Annotated in this window: 17 protein-coding genes; 9 read left to right on the top strand and 8 right to left on the bottom strand. The window is 69.9% G+C overall.

The window, feature by feature from the left end; all coding sequences use genetic code 11:
• Positions 1-108: 108 nt before the first annotated feature.
• From Q8791_RS31335 to Q8791_RS31310, 6 genes are all read right to left on the bottom strand, one after another.
• The gene (locus tag Q8791_RS31335; protein WP_330095473.1) at positions 109-879 is read right to left on the bottom strand and encodes an alpha/beta fold hydrolase; all 771 of its coding nucleotides are present in this window, start codon (positions 877-879) and stop codon (positions 109-111) included.
• Between the two features lie 15 nt (positions 880-894).
• Entirely contained in the window at positions 895-1,710 is an 816-nt protein-coding gene (locus tag Q8791_RS31330) for an exodeoxyribonuclease III (protein WP_330095475.1), read from the bottom strand.
• Positions 1,711-1,757: 47 nt separating this feature from the next.
• Entirely contained in the window at positions 1,758-2,747 is a 990-nt protein-coding gene (locus tag Q8791_RS31325; protein WP_330095472.1) for a tyrosine-type recombinase/integrase, read from the bottom strand.
• A gap of 227 nt (positions 2,748-2,974) precedes the next feature.
• A complete protein-coding gene (locus Q8791_RS31320) occupies positions 2,975-4,054 on the bottom strand; it encodes an acetate/propionate family kinase (RefSeq protein WP_330095474.1) in 1,080 nt (359 codons plus the stop codon).
• Positions 4,054-6,408: a phosphoketolase family protein gene (locus Q8791_RS31315; protein WP_330095471.1), complete on the bottom strand. Its 2,355-nt coding sequence runs from the start codon at positions 6,406-6,408 to the stop codon at positions 4,054-4,056. Before Q8791_RS31315 ends, Q8791_RS31320 begins: the two co-directional genes overlap by 1 nt.
• 139 nt (positions 6,409-6,547) lie before the next feature.
• Positions 6,548-7,237, bottom strand: coding sequence for a phosphotransferase family protein (locus Q8791_RS31310; protein WP_330095470.1), 690 nt, complete (start codon positions 7,235-7,237; stop codon positions 6,548-6,550).
• A 905-nt stretch (positions 7,238-8,142) separates the two neighbouring features.
• On the opposite strand from Q8791_RS31310, the gene Q8791_RS31305 reads away from it, so the two are divergent.
• The 8 genes from Q8791_RS31305 to Q8791_RS31270 all read left to right on the top strand — a co-directional run bounded on the left by Q8791_RS31305 (position 8,143) and on the right by Q8791_RS31270 (position 14,990).
• Positions 8,143-8,730 carry a hypothetical protein gene (locus Q8791_RS31305; protein WP_330095469.1) on the top strand — a complete coding sequence of 196 codons (588 nt, stop codon included), beginning with the start codon at positions 8,143-8,145 and terminating at the stop codon, positions 8,728-8,730.
• A 177-nt stretch (positions 8,731-8,907) separates the two neighbouring features.
• Complete coding sequence (locus tag Q8791_RS31300; protein ID WP_330095468.1) at positions 8,908-9,141, top strand: hypothetical protein; 234 nt, start codon at positions 8,908-8,910, stop codon at positions 9,139-9,141.
• 114 nt (positions 9,142-9,255) lie between these two features.
• A complete protein-coding gene (urtA, locus tag Q8791_RS31295; RefSeq protein WP_330095467.1) occupies positions 9,256-10,479 on the top strand; it encodes an urea ABC transporter substrate-binding protein in 1,224 nt (407 codons plus the stop codon).
• A 90-nt stretch (positions 10,480-10,569) separates the two neighbouring features.
• Positions 10,570-11,460 (top strand): urea ABC transporter permease subunit UrtB, encoded by an 891-nt coding sequence (gene urtB / locus Q8791_RS31290; RefSeq protein ID WP_330095466.1) that lies wholly within the window; start codon positions 10,570-10,572, stop codon positions 11,458-11,460.
• Entirely contained in the window at positions 11,457-12,584 is a 1,128-nt protein-coding gene (gene urtC / locus Q8791_RS31285; RefSeq protein WP_330095465.1) for an urea ABC transporter permease subunit UrtC, read from the top strand. Before urtB ends, urtC begins: the two co-directional genes overlap by 4 nt.
• Entirely contained in the window at positions 12,581-13,327 is a 747-nt protein-coding gene (urtD, locus tag Q8791_RS31280) for an urea ABC transporter ATP-binding protein UrtD (protein WP_330095464.1), read from the top strand. Before urtC ends, urtD begins: the two co-directional genes overlap by 4 nt.
• Positions 13,324-14,028, top strand: coding sequence for an ATP-binding cassette domain-containing protein (locus Q8791_RS31275; RefSeq protein ID WP_330095463.1), 705 nt, complete (start codon positions 13,324-13,326; stop codon positions 14,026-14,028). The genes urtD and Q8791_RS31275 overlap by 4 nt, the downstream gene beginning before the upstream one ends.
• Before the next feature lie 134 nt (positions 14,029-14,162).
• The gene (locus Q8791_RS31270; RefSeq protein WP_330095462.1) at positions 14,163-14,990 is read left to right on the top strand and encodes an alpha/beta fold hydrolase; all 828 of its coding nucleotides are present in this window, start codon (positions 14,163-14,165) and stop codon (positions 14,988-14,990) included.
• A gap of 53 nt (positions 14,991-15,043) precedes the next feature.
• Here Q8791_RS31270 and Q8791_RS31265 read toward each other — a convergent pair whose 3' ends face one another.
• Complete coding sequence (locus tag Q8791_RS31265) at positions 15,044-16,069, bottom strand: acyltransferase domain-containing protein (RefSeq protein WP_330095461.1); 1,026 nt, start codon at positions 16,067-16,069, stop codon at positions 15,044-15,046.
• 119 nt (positions 16,070-16,188) lie between these two features.
• Here Q8791_RS31265 and Q8791_RS31260 point away from each other — a divergent pair, with 119 nt between their 5' ends.
• Positions 16,189-17,811, top strand: coding sequence for an AMP-binding protein (locus Q8791_RS31260; RefSeq protein ID WP_330095460.1), 1,623 nt, complete (start codon positions 16,189-16,191; stop codon positions 17,809-17,811).
• 407 nt (positions 17,812-18,218) lie between these two features.
• On the opposite strand, the gene Q8791_RS31255 is transcribed toward Q8791_RS31260, so the two are convergent.
• Positions 18,219-18,968: a hypothetical protein gene (locus Q8791_RS31255; RefSeq protein WP_330095459.1), complete on the bottom strand. Its 750-nt coding sequence runs from the start codon at positions 18,966-18,968 to the stop codon at positions 18,219-18,221.
• Positions 18,969-19,352: the final 384 nt, after the last annotated feature.

Raw genomic sequence — 19,352 nt, 5'->3', positions numbered from 1 at the left:
CCGCCCCCCACGAACAGACCGAACCCCACCCCTCCGACAGCCCCTGACCCCACACACCACGAAGGGGGCGGGCCCACAGGCCCACCCCCTCGCACACCACCACCACACTCAACAGGCGCCGTCGGCCTCCACCGCACGCTGCGCCCCGCCCTCCTCCACGGGCCGCCGCTCACGCACCCCCACCACGTCCGCCGCATCGGCCACGATCCGCGAGAAGTTCACCGGCTGGTCCAGACTCACCATGTGCCCCGCCCTGGGCACGTTCACCAGCCGACCATCCGCACACGCGTCGAAGAACTGCTTCTCATGGATCCGGAAATGGTCCCGCGCCCCGTTGATCAACCACACAGGGCCCGGATACGCCGACAACGCCGACAACGCGTCCATCTCCGCCACCGCGTCGATCACCGCCGTGGCCGCCTCCACCGCCAGACCACCGTCCAACACCGCGTCCGCCGCACCATCACGCAACGTCAACCGGTGGAAACGCTCATTGATCGTCGCCCCCTTGTCCGGCAACCGATCCATCAACACCGACGGAATCCGGTACACCTGCGCCAACGTCTGCGCCGGCTTGGCCGTACAACTCGCCGCCACCAACCCCGCCACACGCCCCGGAGCCGCACCCGCGGCCGCGATCGACACGAAACCGCCCAGGCTCAACCCCACCAGCAGCGCCCGGCCGCCCACACCGTCGATCGCCTCCAACACCGTGTCCACCGCACGACCCAGCGAGAAGTCCTCACCCCGCCTCGACCCGTGCCCGGGAAGGTCCGGGGCCACCACCGTGCGCCCCTGCTGCTCCAACAACTCCACCTGGGGACGCCACATGCTCCCCGACACCCGCAAACCATGCACCAGAACGATCGGCACACCCATGACCCGTCCCCTTCCCTACGCCCGGTACCGCACCGTCACCGGCGCGTGATCGGACCAACGCGCCGCGTGCTCCTCGGCCCGCTCCACCCGCGCCGACTCGGCCCGCACCGCCAACCCCGGCGTACACACCTGATAGTCGATACGCCACCCCGTGTCGTTGTCGAACGCCCGCCCCCGGTAGGACCACCACGAGTACGGGCCCTCCTGGTCCGGAAACAGCACCCGCACCACGTCCACGTAGCCGGCCTCGTCGAAGACCCGCCCCATCCACTCCCGCTCCTCGGGCAGGAACCCCGCACTCTTGCGGTTCCCCCGCCAGTTCTTCAGGTCCGCCTCGGTGTGCGCGATGTTCCAGTCACCGCACACCACCAGGTCCCGGCCCTGCTCCTCCACCTCCTTGCGCCGCCGCACCAGATACGGCAGGAACGCCTCCATGAAACGCTCCTTCTCCTCCTGGCGCTCGGTGCCCACCTCACCCGAGGGCAGGTACAGGCTCGCCACCGTCACCGCCCCCAGATCCACCTCCACATACCGGCCCGCCTCATCGAACTCGGCCTCACCGAACCCCACCCGCACCGCATCGGGCTCCGCACGCGAGTACACCGCCACACCGGCCCGCCCCTTGGCCGCCGCGGGAACCAACACCACATGCCACCCCTGCGGCGCGATCACCTCCTGCGACAACTGAGCGGACTCGGCCCGCGTCTCCTGCACACACACCACGTCGGCCTCAGTGGCCGACAACCAGGAAACAAAACCCGGATCCTTCTTCGCGGCGGCCCGCAGGCCGTTGACGTTCACGGTAGACACAACGAAAGTCGACTGGTTCACGCCCACAGCGTAGCCACCCCCACACCCTCACACCTCCGCCCGCATACTCACCCCGCCACCTCACCCCCACCCAACCGCCGCAACACCCCATACGTACGGTTGGACCCCGCCGCCTCCCGCTGAGCACGGTCCGTCACCTGGATATAGGCCTGCGACGACGACAACGACGCATGCCCCAACAAGTGCATGATCTCGGTGACCGACGCCCCGTCCTCCGCCAACCGGGTCGCGAACGTGTGCCGCAGCGCATGCACCAGCGTCCCCCGCGCCACCCGGTCGTTGACCCCCGCGTGCTTGTAGCACTGCTTCACCAGATACTGCAGCCCACCCCGGCGCAACCCCTGCCCCCGGTTGTCCACCAACAACGGATCCGACCCCCGCACCACACCGAACCGCACCCGCCGCGACTCCACATACGCCTCCAACAACACCTCCAACGGCACCTCGATCGGCAGCGAACGCTCACCCCCGCCCTTGCCCACCACCCGAATACGCCGCTCCCCGGCACGACCCCCCACCGACTCCACCCGCAACGACAACATCTCCGCCGACCGCATACCCGTCAACAGCGCCAACGCCAACACCGCCAGATCCCGCTCCGGCCACGGATCCCGCGCCTTGCGCGCCCCCCGCGCCAACGCCTCCAACAACCGCTCAGGGGTGTCCTCACCCATCAGCGGCTTGGGCACCGAGGGCCGCACCCGCGGCCGCGGCACCGCCGACATCGGATTTCCCGCCACCACCCGCTCCGACACCCAGAACGCGAAGAACCCGTTCCACGTCGACCACGCCCTCAGCACACTGGAGGCCGCCCGGTCCGCCGCGAACTCCGCGAACGCCCCCCGCAACACCGTCGCGTCCAGATCCGCCCACACCACACCACCCGGATCCACACCCCGCACCCGACCCACACACGCCAACACCCCCAGCAGGTCACGCCGGTAGGCGGCCACCGTATGAGGGGAGGGCTTGGCGGCCCGCCGCGCCACCAGGTACTGCTCGACGGCCTCGACCACGGGCCCCTGTTCAACATCCATGACCACAGCATCCCCGATACCGCGGGCACTTCCACGCCCCCGCCCCCAGGTGTTCGAACCTGTTCGACAACCACGGACACACCCCGACACCGGACCACCCGCCACACCGGGGGAGAGGCCACCCCCACACCCGCGCCCACCAACACCCCACCACCGGGAGAGAGACCCCCGAACACCACAAAAAAAGGGGCGCAGGGAAACCCCCGCACCCCCGGCCCCACACCGACTCAGACCCGCCCCACCACCTCCCGCACCCCCCGCGCCACCTCCACATCCTCACGCGCATGCACCACCAACGTCCGCACCGCCGCCCCCGCAGCACTCACCTCACCCTCCACCCCCACACCCTCGTTCGCCGCAGCATCCACCCCCACACCCAAGAACCCCAACCCCTCCGCCACACGCCCGCGCACCACCGCCGACCCCTCACCCACACCACCCGTGAACACCAACACGTCCAACCCGCCCAACGACGCCGCCATCGCCGCCACCCCCGCACGCAACCGGTGCACATACACCCCCGCCGCCAACACCGCCCGCGCATCCGAACGCGCCAACACCTCCCGCATGTCAGCCGTCCCCGCCAACGCCAACAACCCCGACCGGTGCTCCAACGCGTCCGCGATCTCCTCCACCCCGACCCCCGCATGCTGGTGCAACCACAACACCATCCCCGGATCCACACTCCCGGACCGCGTCGCCATCACCAACCCCTCCAACGGCGTGAACCCCATCGTCGTGTCCACACCACGCCCCTCCAACACCGCCGCCAACGACGCCCCCGCCCCCAGATGCGCCACCACCACCCGCCGCGCACCCCCCGTCACCTCACCCGCCCGACGCGACGCATACGCGTGCGAGAGCCCGTGGAACCCGAACCGGCGCACCCCGAACCCGCTCCTCCACCGCTCCGGCACCGCATACGTCGACGCCTCCTGCGGAATCCCCGCATGGAAGGCCGTGTCGAAGCACGCCACCGCCTCAAGACCCGGCAGCGCCCGCTCGATCGCCTCGATCCCCGCCAACGACTTGGGCTGGTGCAACGGCGCCAGATCACCCAGCGCCCGCAACCGCCCCAGCACCCGCGCGTCCAACCGCACCGGCGACACGAACTCGCGCCCCCCGTGCACCACCCGGTGCCCCACCGCGTCCGGCGCCGGAAACCTCCCCAGCGCCGCCTCCAGCGCACCCCGATCCCACACGTTGCGCCGCACCGGCACCGACTCCGACGCCAACACCTCGTCCCGCGGACCCAACACGCTCAACTTCACACTGGAGGACCCCGCGTTCACCACCAGGACCCGCATCAGTACGGCCACACCCAGTCGCGGACCTCCGCCGGATCCTCACCGAACTCCCGCGTGTACGCCCGGTGCCGCAACCGCTCGTCCACCATCCGCTGACGGATCCCCGCCACCCGACCGCCCAACTCCGGCACACGGTCGATCACATCCATCACCAGGTGGAACCGGTCCAGGTCGTTGAGCATCACCATGTCGAACGGCGTCGTCGTGGTCCCCTCCTCCTTGTACCCGCGCACATGGAGGTTCTCGTGCCCCGCCCTGCGGTAGGTCAGACGGTGCACCAGCCACGGATACCCGTGGAACGCGAAGATCACCGGCTTGTCCGGGGTGAACAGCGCCTCGTACTCGGCGTCCGGCAGCCCGTGCGGATGCTCACTCGCCGGCTGCAACCGCATCAGGTCCACCACGTTCACCACCCGCACCCGCAACTCCGGGAACAGCTGCCGCAACAGGTCCGCCGCCGCCAACGTCTCCAACGTCGGCACATCACCCGCGCACGCCAGCACCACGTCCGGCCCCGCACCGTCCCCCCGGTCCGTCCCCGCCCACTCCCAGATCCCGATCCCGCGCGTACAGTGCAGCACCGCCTCCTCCATCGACAGGAAGTCCAGAGCAGGCTGCTTGCCCGCCACCACCACGTTCACGTAGTCCCGCGAACGCAGGCAGTGGTCGACCACCGACAGCAGCGTGTTGGCGTCCGGAGGCAGGTACACCCGCACCACCTCCGAGGGCTTGTTCAACACCACGTCCAGGAACCCCGGATCCTGGTGCGTGAACCCGTTGTGGTCCTGACGCCACACATGCGACGTCAACAGGTAGTTCAACGACGCGATCGGCCGCCGCCACGGCAACCGCCGCGTCACCTTCAACCACTTCGCGTGCTGGTTGAACATCGCGTCCACGATGTGCACGAACGCCTCGTAGCAGTTGAACAACCCGTGCCGGCCCGTCAGCAGGTACCCCTCCAACCACCCCTGGCACATGTGCTCACTGAGCACCTCCATCACACGCCCGTGCCGCCCCAGGTGCTCGTCCACCGGCAGGATCTGCGCCTGCCACACCTTGTCGGAGGCCTCCAACACCGCAGACAACCGGTTCGACGCCGTCTCGTCCGGCCCCATCAACCGGAACGAATCAGGGTTGCGCAGCAGCACGTCCCGCAGGAAGTGCCCCAGCACCCGCGTCGCCTCACTGGACTGCTTCCCGTGCCCCGACACCCGCACCGCGTACTCGCGAAAGTCCGGCACCACCAGGTCCCGCAGCAACAACCCGCCGTTGGCATGCGGGTTCGCACTCATCCGCCGCACACCCTCCGGCGGAAGCTCCCGCAACTCCGCCACCGGAGCCCCCGACTCCTCGAACAACTCCTCCGGCCGGTAGGAGCGCATCCACTCCTCCAGGATCCGCCGGTGCTCGGCGTTGGTACGCACCCGCGCCAACGGCACCTGGTGGGAACGCCAGGTCCCCTCCACCGCGACCCCGTCGACCTCCCCGGGCCCCGTCCACCCCTTGGGCGAGCGCAGGATGACCATCGGCCACACCGGGCGCCGCTCCAACCCCGACGTCCGGGCGACCCGCTGGATCTGCGCGATCTCCTCCAACGCCTCGTCCACGACCTCCGCCATACGGCGGTGCATGTACACCGGATCGTCACCGCTCACCATCAACGGCCGGTACCCGAACCCCTCGAACTGCTTGATCAGCTCGTCCTCGGGCACACGCGCCAACACCGTCGGATTCGCGATCTTGTACCCGTTCAGATGCAGGATCGGCAGCACCGCACCGTCACGCACCGGATCCAGGAACTTGTTCGAGTGCCAACTGCCCGCCAACGGCCCCGTCTCGGCCTCACCGTCACCCACCACACACGAGACCACCAGCCCCGGGTTGTCGAAGGCCGCACCGAACGCGTGCACCAGCGAATACCCCAGCTCACCGCCCTCATGGATCGATCCCGGCGTCTCCGGCGCCACATGGCTGGGCACACCCCCCGGAAAGGAGAACTGACGGAAGAACCGCCGCATCCCCTCCGCATCCCGGGAGATGTGCCGGTACACCTCCGAGTAACCGCCCTCCAACCACGCGTTCGCCAACGCCGCAGGACCCCCGTGCCCCGGCCCCATCACGTAGATCATGTCCAGGTCCCGCTCCCGGATCACCCGGTTCAGGTGCGCATAACAGAAGTTCAACCCCGGAGTGGTACCCCAGTGCCCCAACAACCGCGGCTTGATGTGCTCGGGCCGCAACTCCTCCCGCAACAAGGGGTTGTCGAGCAGGTAGATCTGCCCCACCGACAGATAGTTCGCCGCACGCCAGTACGCGTCGATGCGCCGCAACTCGTCATGGTCAAGGGCCATACCGTGTTCCTCCCAACAGGATGCTGCCGTGGACCGAGGGGAGAGCGGAACGGTCGAACCCGGGGGAGGGCCCCGCACGGGCCACCGTAACCGCCCGCGCGCGCCCACTGCCAGACGACGTGCCGCACCCACGGGCCCCTCACTCGCGCCAGGCGCGGGTGGCCGCCAGCTGGGCCCGGCGCGTACCCGTGACGGGGGAGCCGGGCCGCCACTGCTCCCAGAACGCGGTCACCTGCGCGCAGCGGCGCACCATCCACGCGTGGCGCTCCTGCCACTCCGGGCGCTCCCCGTAGGCACTGAAGAACGCCTCCAACGCCCCGACCTCGCCCGGGTGGTAGGTCCTGACCACCCACTCGCACCAGGCCAGGTCCTCCACCGGGGCCCCGGGGTGCGCCCACTCCCAGTCCAGGACGGCCGCCACCCGCCCGCCGCCGGGCTCCATCAGCACGTTGTTGGGGCCGAAGTCCCCGTGCACGAACACCTGGCCGGGGCGCGGTGGCGGGCCGGGCAGGAGCGCGGGATCCAGGCCGTGGACCAGGCGCAGCGCCCTCCCGCAGGCGGCCATGACCTGATCGGCGTGCCCGCGTGCCCACAGGTCCTCGGCGTGGACGGCGTCGACGTAGGAGGTGACCAGGGGGAGGGCGGGGCCGCTCCGGGGCTCGGGGCCGGGGTCCAGGGGTGCGGGGACGGGCACGGTCCCGCGGGCGGCGCGCAGCGCGCGGGCCTCGGTGCGGTGTCTGCGGGCGGCGCCGGGACCCCGGTGGTGTTTGACCACCACACCGCCCTCGCGTCGGGTGTCGTTGGTGTAACCGTGTGCGAGTTCTTCCATGGGTGCGGACCTCTCACGGGGGAGTGGTGGGCGATGCGCCTGCCGGGCCGGCGTTCTGGGAGCGGGTGTGTGGGCGGGGAGCGAGGGGGTGGTGGGGGCGCGGGGGCGGCCGAGCCACGGAGCCAGGGGAGTATGGGGCTGCACGATGACGGGCCAGAGAATCGCCACAAACAACTCAGGTGTCTACAAAGTTCGCCAAAAACATGCATAACACGGTTTATGCATCAAACATGGAGAGATTGGACGTCCCGAGGGTGCCGCTGATCCGGCGGCCCCGCACCGCGGGGGACGCCCTTCCGCCCGTGCCAACCCGGGGCCGGCGCCACGCAGGCAGGCCGCACCGGACGTACCGTCCCCACCGGACACCCGCCATCGGACCAACGGGGGCAGGCTCCGCCGAGTCCCGCAGAAGTCGTCCACAGCACCCCGAACGGCCTTGCCATCCAGTCGCTGACCTCGGGAGACTGGGATTCGGGGGTGATGCGTCCCGCCATCGGCGGCCCACAGCGCCCCCGAATCCACGCTAGCCCGTCGCACCCCGGACCACCAGACCCACACAACGCCTGTGGACGAACCGCACCCGACACGCACAGCAAACCCGACACGACCAGCGCCCGGCGGACATCCACCCGAGCCGCCACGGAACGACCACCGGCCGCGCCCACCAACGCACCAACGCACCAACGCACCAACGCACCAACGCACCAACGCACCAACGCACCAACGCACCAACGCACCAACGCACCAACGCACCAACGCACCAACGCACCAACGCACCAACGACAAGCAATCACACGCCGACGGCCGTCGGGTCGGGCGTTGGCGCCGCCCGCACGAAAACCCCGCAGCCGCAGGCGTTCCAGCCCCTTCTCACACCTCCGCCCATATCGCCGATAATGCACATTATGTCAAGTTGGACTGTCAGGGGGTCCCCTGACAACCCCGCGGGCGGCCACGCCCCACGGACCACACCGACACCAGGCCGCCCCCGCCGCACACAGCTGGGCAGCGTCCTCCCGCGGTTCCTCGCCCACATCACTCCCCGCGCCCTGGCACCCGACCACCGCCTGGTCGGCACCGCCGCCGTCCTCATGCAGGGCGGCCCGCTCCCCGCCGACGACGCCGACATCCTCCTCGCCCGACGCGACGACGCCGACATCCTCCTCGCCCGACGCGACGACGCCGACCGGGTCGCCGACGTCGCGTCCGGCCCCCTGCCCGCAGCCACCGGTACGGACCCCGCACGCCGGCACTCCACCCGGCTCCCGTTCGAGGGCGCCGACGCGGTCACCAGCACCGTGCAGCGGCAAACCGACAATCTCGGGTGCACCGCGGACGCCCCCCGACAGCACCACGCCCGTACCGGAATCAGCCCTCGTGATCGCCCTCCGAGCACGACCGGTCACCGCACTGGTGTGCGGGCGCCCCGTTCGGCACGGGCCGTCGACGGCACGCCTGCGCGACCACGGCCCCGCCCCCTCTCAGGCCCGTGAACGGCCGCAGGGCCACCCCGCCACCGCGGGACCACACCCTCAACGCCCGGGCCCGGCGACCCTCCCACCAGCCCCTGTGCGGCCCACTCCCCCACCCCACACCCAAGAGACACACAAAACCCGACAAGCTCGACTGTTCACACACCCCGCCCCGCACCCACCACTTATCCTGCGCACATGCTCATCCGAACCATGTGCCGCAGCTGCCTGGGCAGCGGAACACGCCTGTCCCTGCTCGCCCACCTCACCACCGGCGACCCGCCCGGCGACCACCCGCCCGACGCCGACTCCCCCACCCCCTACCGGGGAGAGCAGGCGCTCGCCCCCCACCCCTGCCCCCACTGCGACGGCACCGGCCACCACCTGCTCGCCGCCACCACCCGCCACCCGCCCGGCAGAAACGCGATTTAACCACCCACCGGATACCGACATGTATACGTAACCACCGGGCACGCCCCACGAAACACCCCGACACCAGCCTCCTAGGTGCACCCCGACCCCCGAACCCCTAGGAGATGGGCACACGTGGCACGCACCCGCCCGGGCACCAGACCCGCCCCCCTCACCGCCGCCGTACTCGCCCTGGCACTGGCCGCCACCGCCTGCACCCCCGGCGACACCGCAACCGACGAGGACACCGTCACCGTCGGCATGCTCCACTCCCTCTCCGGCACGATGGCCATCAGCGAGGTCACTGTCCGCGACGCCGTCCAACTCGCCATCGACGAGATCAACGCCGACGGCGGCGTCCTGGGACGCCAGATCGAACCCATCATCGAAGACGGCGCCTCCGACGAGGCCACCTTCGCCGAACGCGCCCAAAAACTCCTGCAGTCCGACGACGTCGCCACCGTCTTCGGCGGCTGGACCTCCGCCTCCCGCAAGGCGATGCTCCCCGTCTTCGAACGCAACGACGGCCTCCTGTGGTACCCGGTCCAGTACGAGGGCCTCGAAGCCTCCCCCAACATCGTCTACACCGGCGCCACCACCAACCAGCAGATCATCCCCGCCCTGGACTACCTGCGCGAAGAAGGCCACACCAGCCTCTACCTCGTCGGCTCCGACTACGTCTTCCCGCGCACCGCCAACCAGATCATCACCGCCTACGCCCAGGCACACGACATGGAGATCGTCGCCCAGGAGTACACCCCCCTCGGCCACACCGAGTACTCCACCATCACCAACGACATCGCCCGCACCGAACCCGACGCCGTCTTCAACACCCTCAACGGCGACTCCAACGTCAGCTTCTTCCAACAGCTGCGCTCCGCCGGCGTCACCGCCCAGGACACCCCCGTCCTGAGCGTCAGCGTCGCCGAGGAGGAGGTCGAGGGCATCGGCGCCGACAACATCACCGGCCACCTCACGGCCTGGAACTACTACCAGACCACCGAAACCGACACCAACACCGGTTTCGTCGAGGCCTTCACCGACACCTACGGCGCCGACCGGGTCACCTCCGACCCCATGCAGTCCGCCTACAACGCCGTCCACCTGTGGAAGGCCGCCGTCGAGGAAGCCGGCAGCTTCGAGGTCGCCGACGTGCGCGAAGCCCTGGACGGCACCACCTTCGACGCCCCCGAAGGCCCCATCACCATCGACGGCACCACCCAGCACGTCATCAAGACCGCCCGCATCGGCCAGGTCAACGACCAGGGCCTCATCGACGAGATCTGGTCCTCCCCCGAACCCATCACCCCCGACCCCTACCTCGAGAACTACGACTGGGCCGCCGCCCTCACCGGCTGACCCCCCGCCGCACCCCCACCCAGCGGCCAGGGGCACCCCCACCCCCTCGGCACCCCCTGGCCGCCCCACCTCACCGGACAAGGAGCCTCGGTGGACGCCCTCGTCAACCAACTCCCCATCGGACTGGCCATCGGCGCCGTCCTCCTCCTCGCCGCCCTGGGCCTGAACTTCACCTTCGGCCAGATGGGCGTCATCAACATGGCCCACGGCGAATTCATCATGGTCGGCGCCTACACCGCCTACGTCCTCCACGCCTGGGCCGGCCTGGACCCCACCTACTCCCTCATCGTCGCCCTGCCCCTCGCCTTCACCATCACCGGCACCCTGGGCTGGCTCCTCGAACTCGGCCTCATCCGCCACTTCTACGGCCGCCCCCTGGACACCCTCCTGCTCACCTTCGGCATCGGCATGATCCTCCAACAGGCCGCACGCGACACCTTCGGCGCACCCAACGTCGACGTCCCCGCACCCGCCTGGCTCACCGGAGGCACCACCCTCCTCGGCGGCATCCGCCTGCACCACTCACGCCTGTTCATCCTCGCCCTGGCCCTGGTGTGCGTCGCCGCCATCGCCTACCACCTCAACCACTCCCGCCAGGGACGCCAGATGCGCGCCGTCATCCACAACCGCGACCTGGCCAGCGTCAGCGGCATCAACACCCGCAAGGTCGACGCCACCACCTTCTTCATCGGCTCCGGCCTGGCAGGCATCGCCGGCGTCGCCCTCACCCTCATCGGCCCCACCGGACCCACCCTGGGCACCAACTACATCGTCGACGCGTTCCTCGTCGTCGTCATCGGCGGCCTGGGCCAACTCCGCGGCACCATCATCGCCGCGTTCGGCCTGGGCATCCTCAACGCCACCGTCGAAGCATGGGCCGACGCCTCCCTGGCCAAACTCCTCGTCTTCGCCGCCATCATCGCCTTCCTCCAGGCCCGCCCCCAGGGACTGTTCACCGTCAAGACAAGGGCGCTGACATGACCCCCACCCCCGAGCACCCCACCCTGCTCACCCGCCTGCGCGGCCCCGCCACCTTCCTCGCCCTGCTCGCCGCCGCCCTCCTCCTACTCCCCCAACTCCTCGAACCCTTCCGCCTCAACCTCCTCGCCCAATACCTGTGCTACGCCATCGTCGCCCTGGGCATCGCCCTGGCCTGGGGCCGCGGCGGCATGCTCACCCTCGGCCACGGCGTCTACTTCGGCCTGGGCGCCTACGCCATGGCCATGCACCTGACCCTGGCCGCCACCGCCGCCGACCCCCTCACCAACGGCCAACTCCCCCAGTTCATGACCTGGTCCGGCCTCACCGAACTCCCCTGGTTCTGGAAACCCTTCACCCACCCCGCCACCGCGATCCTCGCCGCCCTCCTCGTCCCCGCCGCCGTCGCCACCCTCCTGGGCTGGTCCGTGTTCCGCCAACGCGTCCGCGGCGCCTACTTCGCCCTCCTCAACCAGGCCCTGGCCGCCGCCTTCGTCATCCTCCTCATCGGCCAACAACACCTCACCGGCGGCTCCAACGGACTCACCAACTTCCCCGTCTTCGCCGGCCAGAGCCTCTACACCCCCACCGCGCAAACCACCCTCTACACCCTCACCGTCCTCGTCCTGGCCGCCACCTACCTGCTCTTCCGCCACATCACCCACAGCCGCTACGGCAAACTCCTCATCGCCATCCGCGACGGCGAAGACCGCGTCCGCTACCTCGGCTACAACCCCACCTGGGCCAAAACCCTCGCCTACGCCCTCTCCGCCACCGCCGCCGGCGCAGGCGGAGCACTCTTCGTCCCCGTCATGGGCATCATCTCCCCCTCCCTCATCGGCGTCATCCCCTCGATCATGATGGTCCTGGCCGTGGCCATCGGCGGCCGCTACTCCCTCGCCGGCGCCGCCGCCGGAGCCGTCATCATGAACGCCGCCCAAACCACCTTCTCCGAAACCTTCGCCGGCGGCTGGACCTACCTCCAGGGCGCCCTGTTCGTCATCGTCATCGCCCTGGCCCCCCACGGCCTCGCCGGACTCACCCGCACCGCCACCACCGCCCTACGCCACCGACGCACCACCCCCGCACCACCCCAGGAGACCGCCACCGCCGGGAGCACCCCATGACCCTGCTCGACATCCGCGACCTCACCGTCACCTTCGGCGCCTTCACCGCCCTGGACCACGTCGACCTCACCCTCCACGAAGGCGAACTCCGGTTCCTCATCGGCCCCAACGGCGCCGGAAAAACCACCCTCATCGACACCATCACCGGCCGCACCCGCCCCACCACCGGCACCATCACCTTCAACGGCCACACCCTCAACAAACGCAGCGAACACCACATCGTGCGCACCGGCATCGGCCGCACCTTCCAAACCAGCGTCGTCTTCGAACACCTCACCGTCGCCGACAACGTCGACCTGGCCGCATCCCACCGACTGCGCCCCTGGCAGCTCCTACGGCGCCCCCGCGGCACCACCCCCGAAGTCACCGCACTCCTCGAACGCGTCGGCCTGACCCCCCACACCCACGCCCTCGCCGCCACCCTCTCCCACGGCCAACGCCAATGGCTGGAAATCGCCATGCTCCTGGCCCAACACCCCCGGCTCCTCCTCCTGGACGAACCCGTCGCCGGCATGAGCGCCGAAGAACGCACCCGCACCGGCGAACTCCTCACCCAGATCGCCACCGACCACACCATCATCGTCATCGAACACGACATGGACTTCCTGCGCCGCTACGCCCGCGAGGTCACCGTCCTGCACGAAGGACGCATCCTCACCCACGGCGACGTCACCACCGTCCAGAACGACCCCCGCGTCCAAGAGGTCTACCTCGGCCGCACCCCCCAGGAGACCCGCCCATGAACACCCCCCACCTGAGCGTCCACCACCTCAACGCCGGCTACGGACGCGCCCGCGTCCTGTTCGACATCAACCTCACCATCACCACCGGCACCATCGCCTGCATCATGGGCCGCAACGGCGTCGGAAAAACCACCCTCCTCAACACCATCGCCGGACTCATCACCCCCACCACCGGCACCATCACCCACAACGGCACCGACATCACCCACCACCCCCCACACACCCGCATCCGCAACGGCATCGCCTACGCACCCCAAGGCCACGACACCTTCGCCCCCCTCACCGTCGCCGAAAACCTCCACGTCGCCCACCACGCCACAAAAAGAGGCGGCCCCGAACTCATCGACGCCGCCCTGCACCGCTTCCCCCGCCTCCAACCCCTCCTCCACCGCCGCGCCGGACTCCTCTCCGGCGGCCAAGCCCAACAACTCGCCATCGCCCGCGCCCTGGTCACCAACCCCACCCTGCTCATCCTCGACGAACCCACCGAAGGCATCCAACCCTCCATCGTCGCCGAGATCGAACAGGCCATCACCGACATCGCCGCCGAAGGCATCACCGTCCTCCTCGTCGAGCAGTACCTCGACGTCGCCCTGCGCCTCGCCGACACCGTCACCGTCATCGACGCCGGACACATCATCCACAGCGGCAACCGCACCGACCTCACCGACGAGACCGCCCACACCCTCATGGCCATCTGACCACCCCAAACGAACCTTTCCCCAGCCTTGCCCCCCACCGGGTTCACCCCCACCCCCCACCGTGATCCACTCGGCAACGGTGCGCCGACACCACCCGGCACACCACACCGCGACCACCACGAAGGGGGCCACCCATGGGCCGCATCACCACCCGCGACAACACCGACATCTTCTACAAGGACTGGGGCAGCGGACGCCCCGTCGTCTTCATCCACGGCTGGCCCCTCAACGCCGACGCCTGGGAAGACCAGCTCAAATGGGTCGCCGACAACGGATTCCGCGGCATCGCCCACGACCGCCGCGGACACGGCCGCTCCGGCCAACCCTGGAACGGCTACGACTTCGACACCTTCGCCGACGACCTCGACGACCTCATGAACCAGCTCGACCTCCAGGACGCCACCCTGGTCGCGCACTCCATGGGAGGCGGCGAACTCGCCCGCTACATCGGCCGCCACGGCACCCGACGCGTACGCCAAACCGTCCTACTCTCCGCGATCCCACCGATCATGCTCAAATCCGACACCAACCCCGAAGGCGTCCCCGACGACGTCTTCACCGGCATCAAGGACGGCATCCTCAAGGAACGCTCCCAGTTCTGGAAGGACACCGCCGAAGGATTCTTCGGAGCCAACCGCCCCGGCAACAAGGTCACCCAGGGCAACAAGGACGCCTTCTGGTTCATGGCCATGCACCAGACCATCCAGGCCGGCGTCAAATGCGTCGACGCCTTCGGCCACACCGACTTCACCCAGGACCTGCGCCGCATCGACGTCCCCACCCTCATCGTCCACGGCGACGACGACCAGATCGTCCCCATCGACGCCACCGGCCGCAAGTCCGCACAGATCATCGCCGACGCCACACTCAAGGTCTACGAGGGCGGCTCACACGGCATCGCCCTGGTCCCCGGCGACAAGGAGAGGTTCAACCAGGACCTGCTCGACTTCCTCAAACGCTGACAGCGCCACCCGGCGTCGGCCCGCACCGCGCAGCGCGGGCCGACCCACCGCACCTACGGCAACCGCACCCACCCCGTACGCACCTGCCACGAACCCCCCGACTCCAACCGCTCCACCACCGCACGCTCCAACCGCGTCCGCCGCGACACCCCCGCCACATCCACCCGCGCACTGCCGAACACGAACCGGAACACGTCCGCCTCCCCCGGCTGACCCACACCGACCAGCGTGAACCGCCGCTGGAACCCCACGATGTTGGACCCCTCCCCCAACACCTCACCCCACTGCGGATCCAACAACCACGACGTACACGTGGCCACCACCGGATCGATCCCCAAACACTCCCGCGCGAACCCCCGCGCCCGCCCCAGCGCATCCCCCACCGACACCGGATCCAACCCGCCCGTGGGAATGTGCAACCGCAACACCGGATCACCCACACCCATCCCCGGACCCAACCCCCCGGCCTCCTCCGGCGAGTACCACTCCACCCCGCCCTGGTACCCCAACACCGCCGGCTCCAACTGCAACCCGCCCACCCAGAACAGACGCCCACGGAACTGCGCCGCCACCCACGACGCCGTCTCCAACGACAACCGCCCGAACATCCGCCGCGAACGCCCCACCTGCACACCCACATCCGCGAGCGTCGCCACCGTCACCGACCGCTCCACACCCCGCGCCCCATGCGCCGCGAACTGCGCCTCCACCATCGCCGCGAACGCCCACAACGACGCCACCCGCACCCGCGGATCCTCCACACCCACCAGCGACGGCCAGTCCCGCCACACCCCCGCCGGCAGATCAGCGTCCGCGCACAACCGCCGGTACATGCACTCCACCACGTGCCACAACTCCGGCGGCCACTCACCCCACGGCCCACCGGACCCCGGCCACAACCCCTCCACCTCGGCCCGATCCGCCCCCTCCAGAGCGAACAGGTCCAACACCCGCGCCGCCCCCGCACCCGAAGGCACCACCAACGCCCTCACCGGCTCCGGCAACCGCGCGGCCTCCTCCAACCACGCACGCTCACCAGCACCCAAACCGAACCGCTCCGCAACAGCACCACTATCCATCCCCACATCATGACCGAGCCGCCACACCCGGCGCGAGTGAGGCCAGCCTCACAGGTGGGCATAGTGTTGACGTAACCCTCCGATACCAACAAAACCACCGAAACCGAGGAAGACCACCGATGCCCGTGCCCGACCCGGCGCACCACCTACGCGACTGGCTCGCCACCTACGACACACCCACCACATCGGTGGCCCACCTCCTCTGCGACCGCCACAACCCCCACACCGTCGCCACCACAGAAATCGGCCCCACCCTCACCGCCACCACCCTCACCTACGGCGAACTCGCCCACCGCTCCCGCACCCTCGCCACCGGACTCGCCGACCTCGGCATCACCACCGGCGACCGCATCGCCACCCTCCTCCCCAAAGGCATCGACCTCACCATCACCGCCCTCGCCGTCTGGCGACTCGGCGCCGTCCTCGTCCCCCTCCTCTCCTCCTTCGCCCCCTCCGCCATCACCGAACGCCTCACCAACTCCCGCACCCGCCTCGTCGTCTGCGACGACGAATACCGCACCAAACTCGACCACGCCCCCCACACCCCCGCCTGGGACATCGCCACCACCGGCACCCACCCCCTCCGCGAAGGCGACCACACCCTCACCACCCTCACCCAACGCGCCACCACCACCCCACCCACCACCGACACCGCCATCGGCGGCGACGGCACCCTCGCCATCCTCTACGTCTCCGCCAACGTCGGCCCACCCCGCGGCGTCCCCGTCCCCGCCCGCGCCCTCACCGCCATGCACGCCTACCACCACTACGGCCTCGGCGTCCACGACGACGACGTCTACTGGAACACCGCCGACCCCGGCTCCGCCTACGGCCTCTACCACGGCCTCATCAGCCCACTCCTGGCCGGACACGGCTCCCTCGCCCTGCGCGCCGGATTCTTCGACCCCGAACTCACCCTCGACGTCCTGGGCATCTACGGCGTCACCAACCTCGCCGCAGACCCCACCACCTACCGCACCCTGCGCGCCGCCACCAAGACCCTGCCCCCCGAAGTCATGGTCCAACGCCTCACCAGCGCCGGCGAACCCCTCGCCCCCGACGTCATCGACTGGGTCGCCGACGTCTTCGGCGTCCCCGTCCGCGACCACTACGGACAGACCGAACTCGGCTGGTGCATCGGCATCCCCAACGGCGACACCCCCACCCCCACCACCCCCCTGGTCCCCGGCGCCATCGGCCCCGCACTCCCCGGCTGGAGCATCCAGGTCCTCGAAGCCATCTCCGACGACCCCGCACCCCTGGGCACCTACGGCCGCATCGCCATCGACCTCGCCGAAAGCCCCCTCGCCTGGTTCAACGGCTACCTCGACAACGAAGCCGCCTCCCAGATCCGCTTCACCCCCGACCACGCCCACTACCTCACCGGCGACACAGGCATCCAGGACCGCAAGGGCCAGATCTTCTTCTCCACCCGCGACGACGGCGCCATCCTCACCCACGGCTACCGCATCGGCCCCACCGAGGTCGAAGCCGTCCTCAACGACCACCCCGCCGTCGAGGAATGCGGCGTCTACTCCATCCCCGACGAAATCGCCGGACAGCTCATCGGCGCCCGCATCGTCCTCACCCCCGGACACACCGCCGCACCCGAACTCGCCGACGACCTCAAGGAATGGGTCCGCACCCACTTCGCCACCCACGCCGCACCCCAGGTCATCGACTTCGTCGACGAACTCCCCCGCACCGCCTCCGGCAAGATGCGCCGCTCCCGCCTGCGATAACCCCCGCGGCCCGGCCGCGCCGTACGGCGCGGCCCCACGCCAACCGGCGAAAGTCCCTGATCGAGCGATCTGCGCTCCCCGGGCCCCCACCACTCTGAACACTGTGGGTGGCCGCTGGGGGCACAGCGGTTCCAGGTCCCGCCAGCACGGGCGAGGACCGGCGCAAAGGCCTGGAACACGAGTCGACCCGGCGCGCCAGTACGCACCGCCGTCCCGGGTGAGCAGCCGCTCGATCCCGGCGCGATCCAGGCCCCGGGCGCGATCGGGCGTTCCCGGCCTGCGACGGATCAGCACCAGCGTGCCGCCGGCCGGCCACCCCTGCTCACGCCACAAGCCCGTGGCCGAGACGAAGGCCCGCAACCGCCCGGACACCGCATCGCCGCCAGGCCGGGCAAGCACACGGTGCGTCAGCTCCGACCCCCTGGCCGCCCAGATCCGGCAGCAGCCCGCAGGCCACCACCGCCCGCGCTCACGGAACCGGGCGCCCGCACATGGACACACCGAGAACCACCCGACCCCACATGCCACCCGCCCGCGCGCAGCGCGTCCGCGTAGCCGTCCAACTCCGCCGTGAACCACGCTCCGTCCTCCCGGGCCGACCGGCCCTCCTTGACGTGGTACACGTACAGGCACTCCGCACGCGACTCCACGTAGAAGCCCCCCGCCTCGGGCCCGCCCCCCACGAAGACCGCGGGCGTGTGCCCGGACTCCCGCAGCACCGCCACCGCCGCGAGCACATCGGGAGGCGACGCCGACCACACCTGCATCCCCTGCCCGAACCGCCACTCGGGGATCGCAGGCCCCGCGGGCGGGGCGGCCAGGCCCTGCGCGCGCCGCGCCAGAGCCGCGTCCAGCCGGGCGCGGGAGTACGGAACGCTGCGCTGGATGCCGTACTCGTTCCCGGAGCGGTGCGGCAACTGCTCACGATCGCGCTCCTCCAGGTACGTCAGATGCTCCCGCAGCACGACAAGGCCCGCCTCCGTGACCCGGTAGGCGTAATCGGGGTCCGCGGCCTCGCACCGTTCGACGAGCCCGGCCTCGATCAACCACTCCCAACGCCGCCGGTCGGGAATCGTGTCGCGAAGGTCGAGGATGTCAGGATTGGCGCCCAGTTCGTAGAGGGCGACGAATCGGGCCGGGGTGAGGCGATCAGGCATGAGCTCTCAGTTCCGTCGGGCGTTCGGGGCGGACTCGGTGCGAGGAGCGGCCGGGCGCCGGAGCGCAGCGGCCACCGCCATGGTGACCGGTTCCCCCCGACATTCGGCGCACCGGCGGACAGCACGACACCGCCCCGGCACAGGAGCCCCACCCCTGGGGGCGCACCCCCTCCCCCTCCACTCCCGGCCCACACACCGGGACCGGGCCCAACCACCCCAAACCCACCCCCCGAACCACCCCAAACCCTGACTTTCGATAAGCTGACTTGTCGAAACTCAGAAAACAGACATCACACCCCCTCCCGGAGCCCCCACATGACCGAACCCACCCCCCACACCACCGAACTCCTCCTCCACCACACCCCCCAACACCTCACCCCCCAC

This window comes from Nocardiopsis codii (assembly GCF_036327455.1).
Lineage (GTDB): Bacteria > Actinomycetota > Actinomycetes > Streptosporangiales > Streptosporangiaceae > Nocardiopsis > Nocardiopsis codii.
The sequence above is the reverse complement of the archived record's forward strand: the minus strand, read 5'-3'. Positions and strand labels throughout refer to the sequence as shown.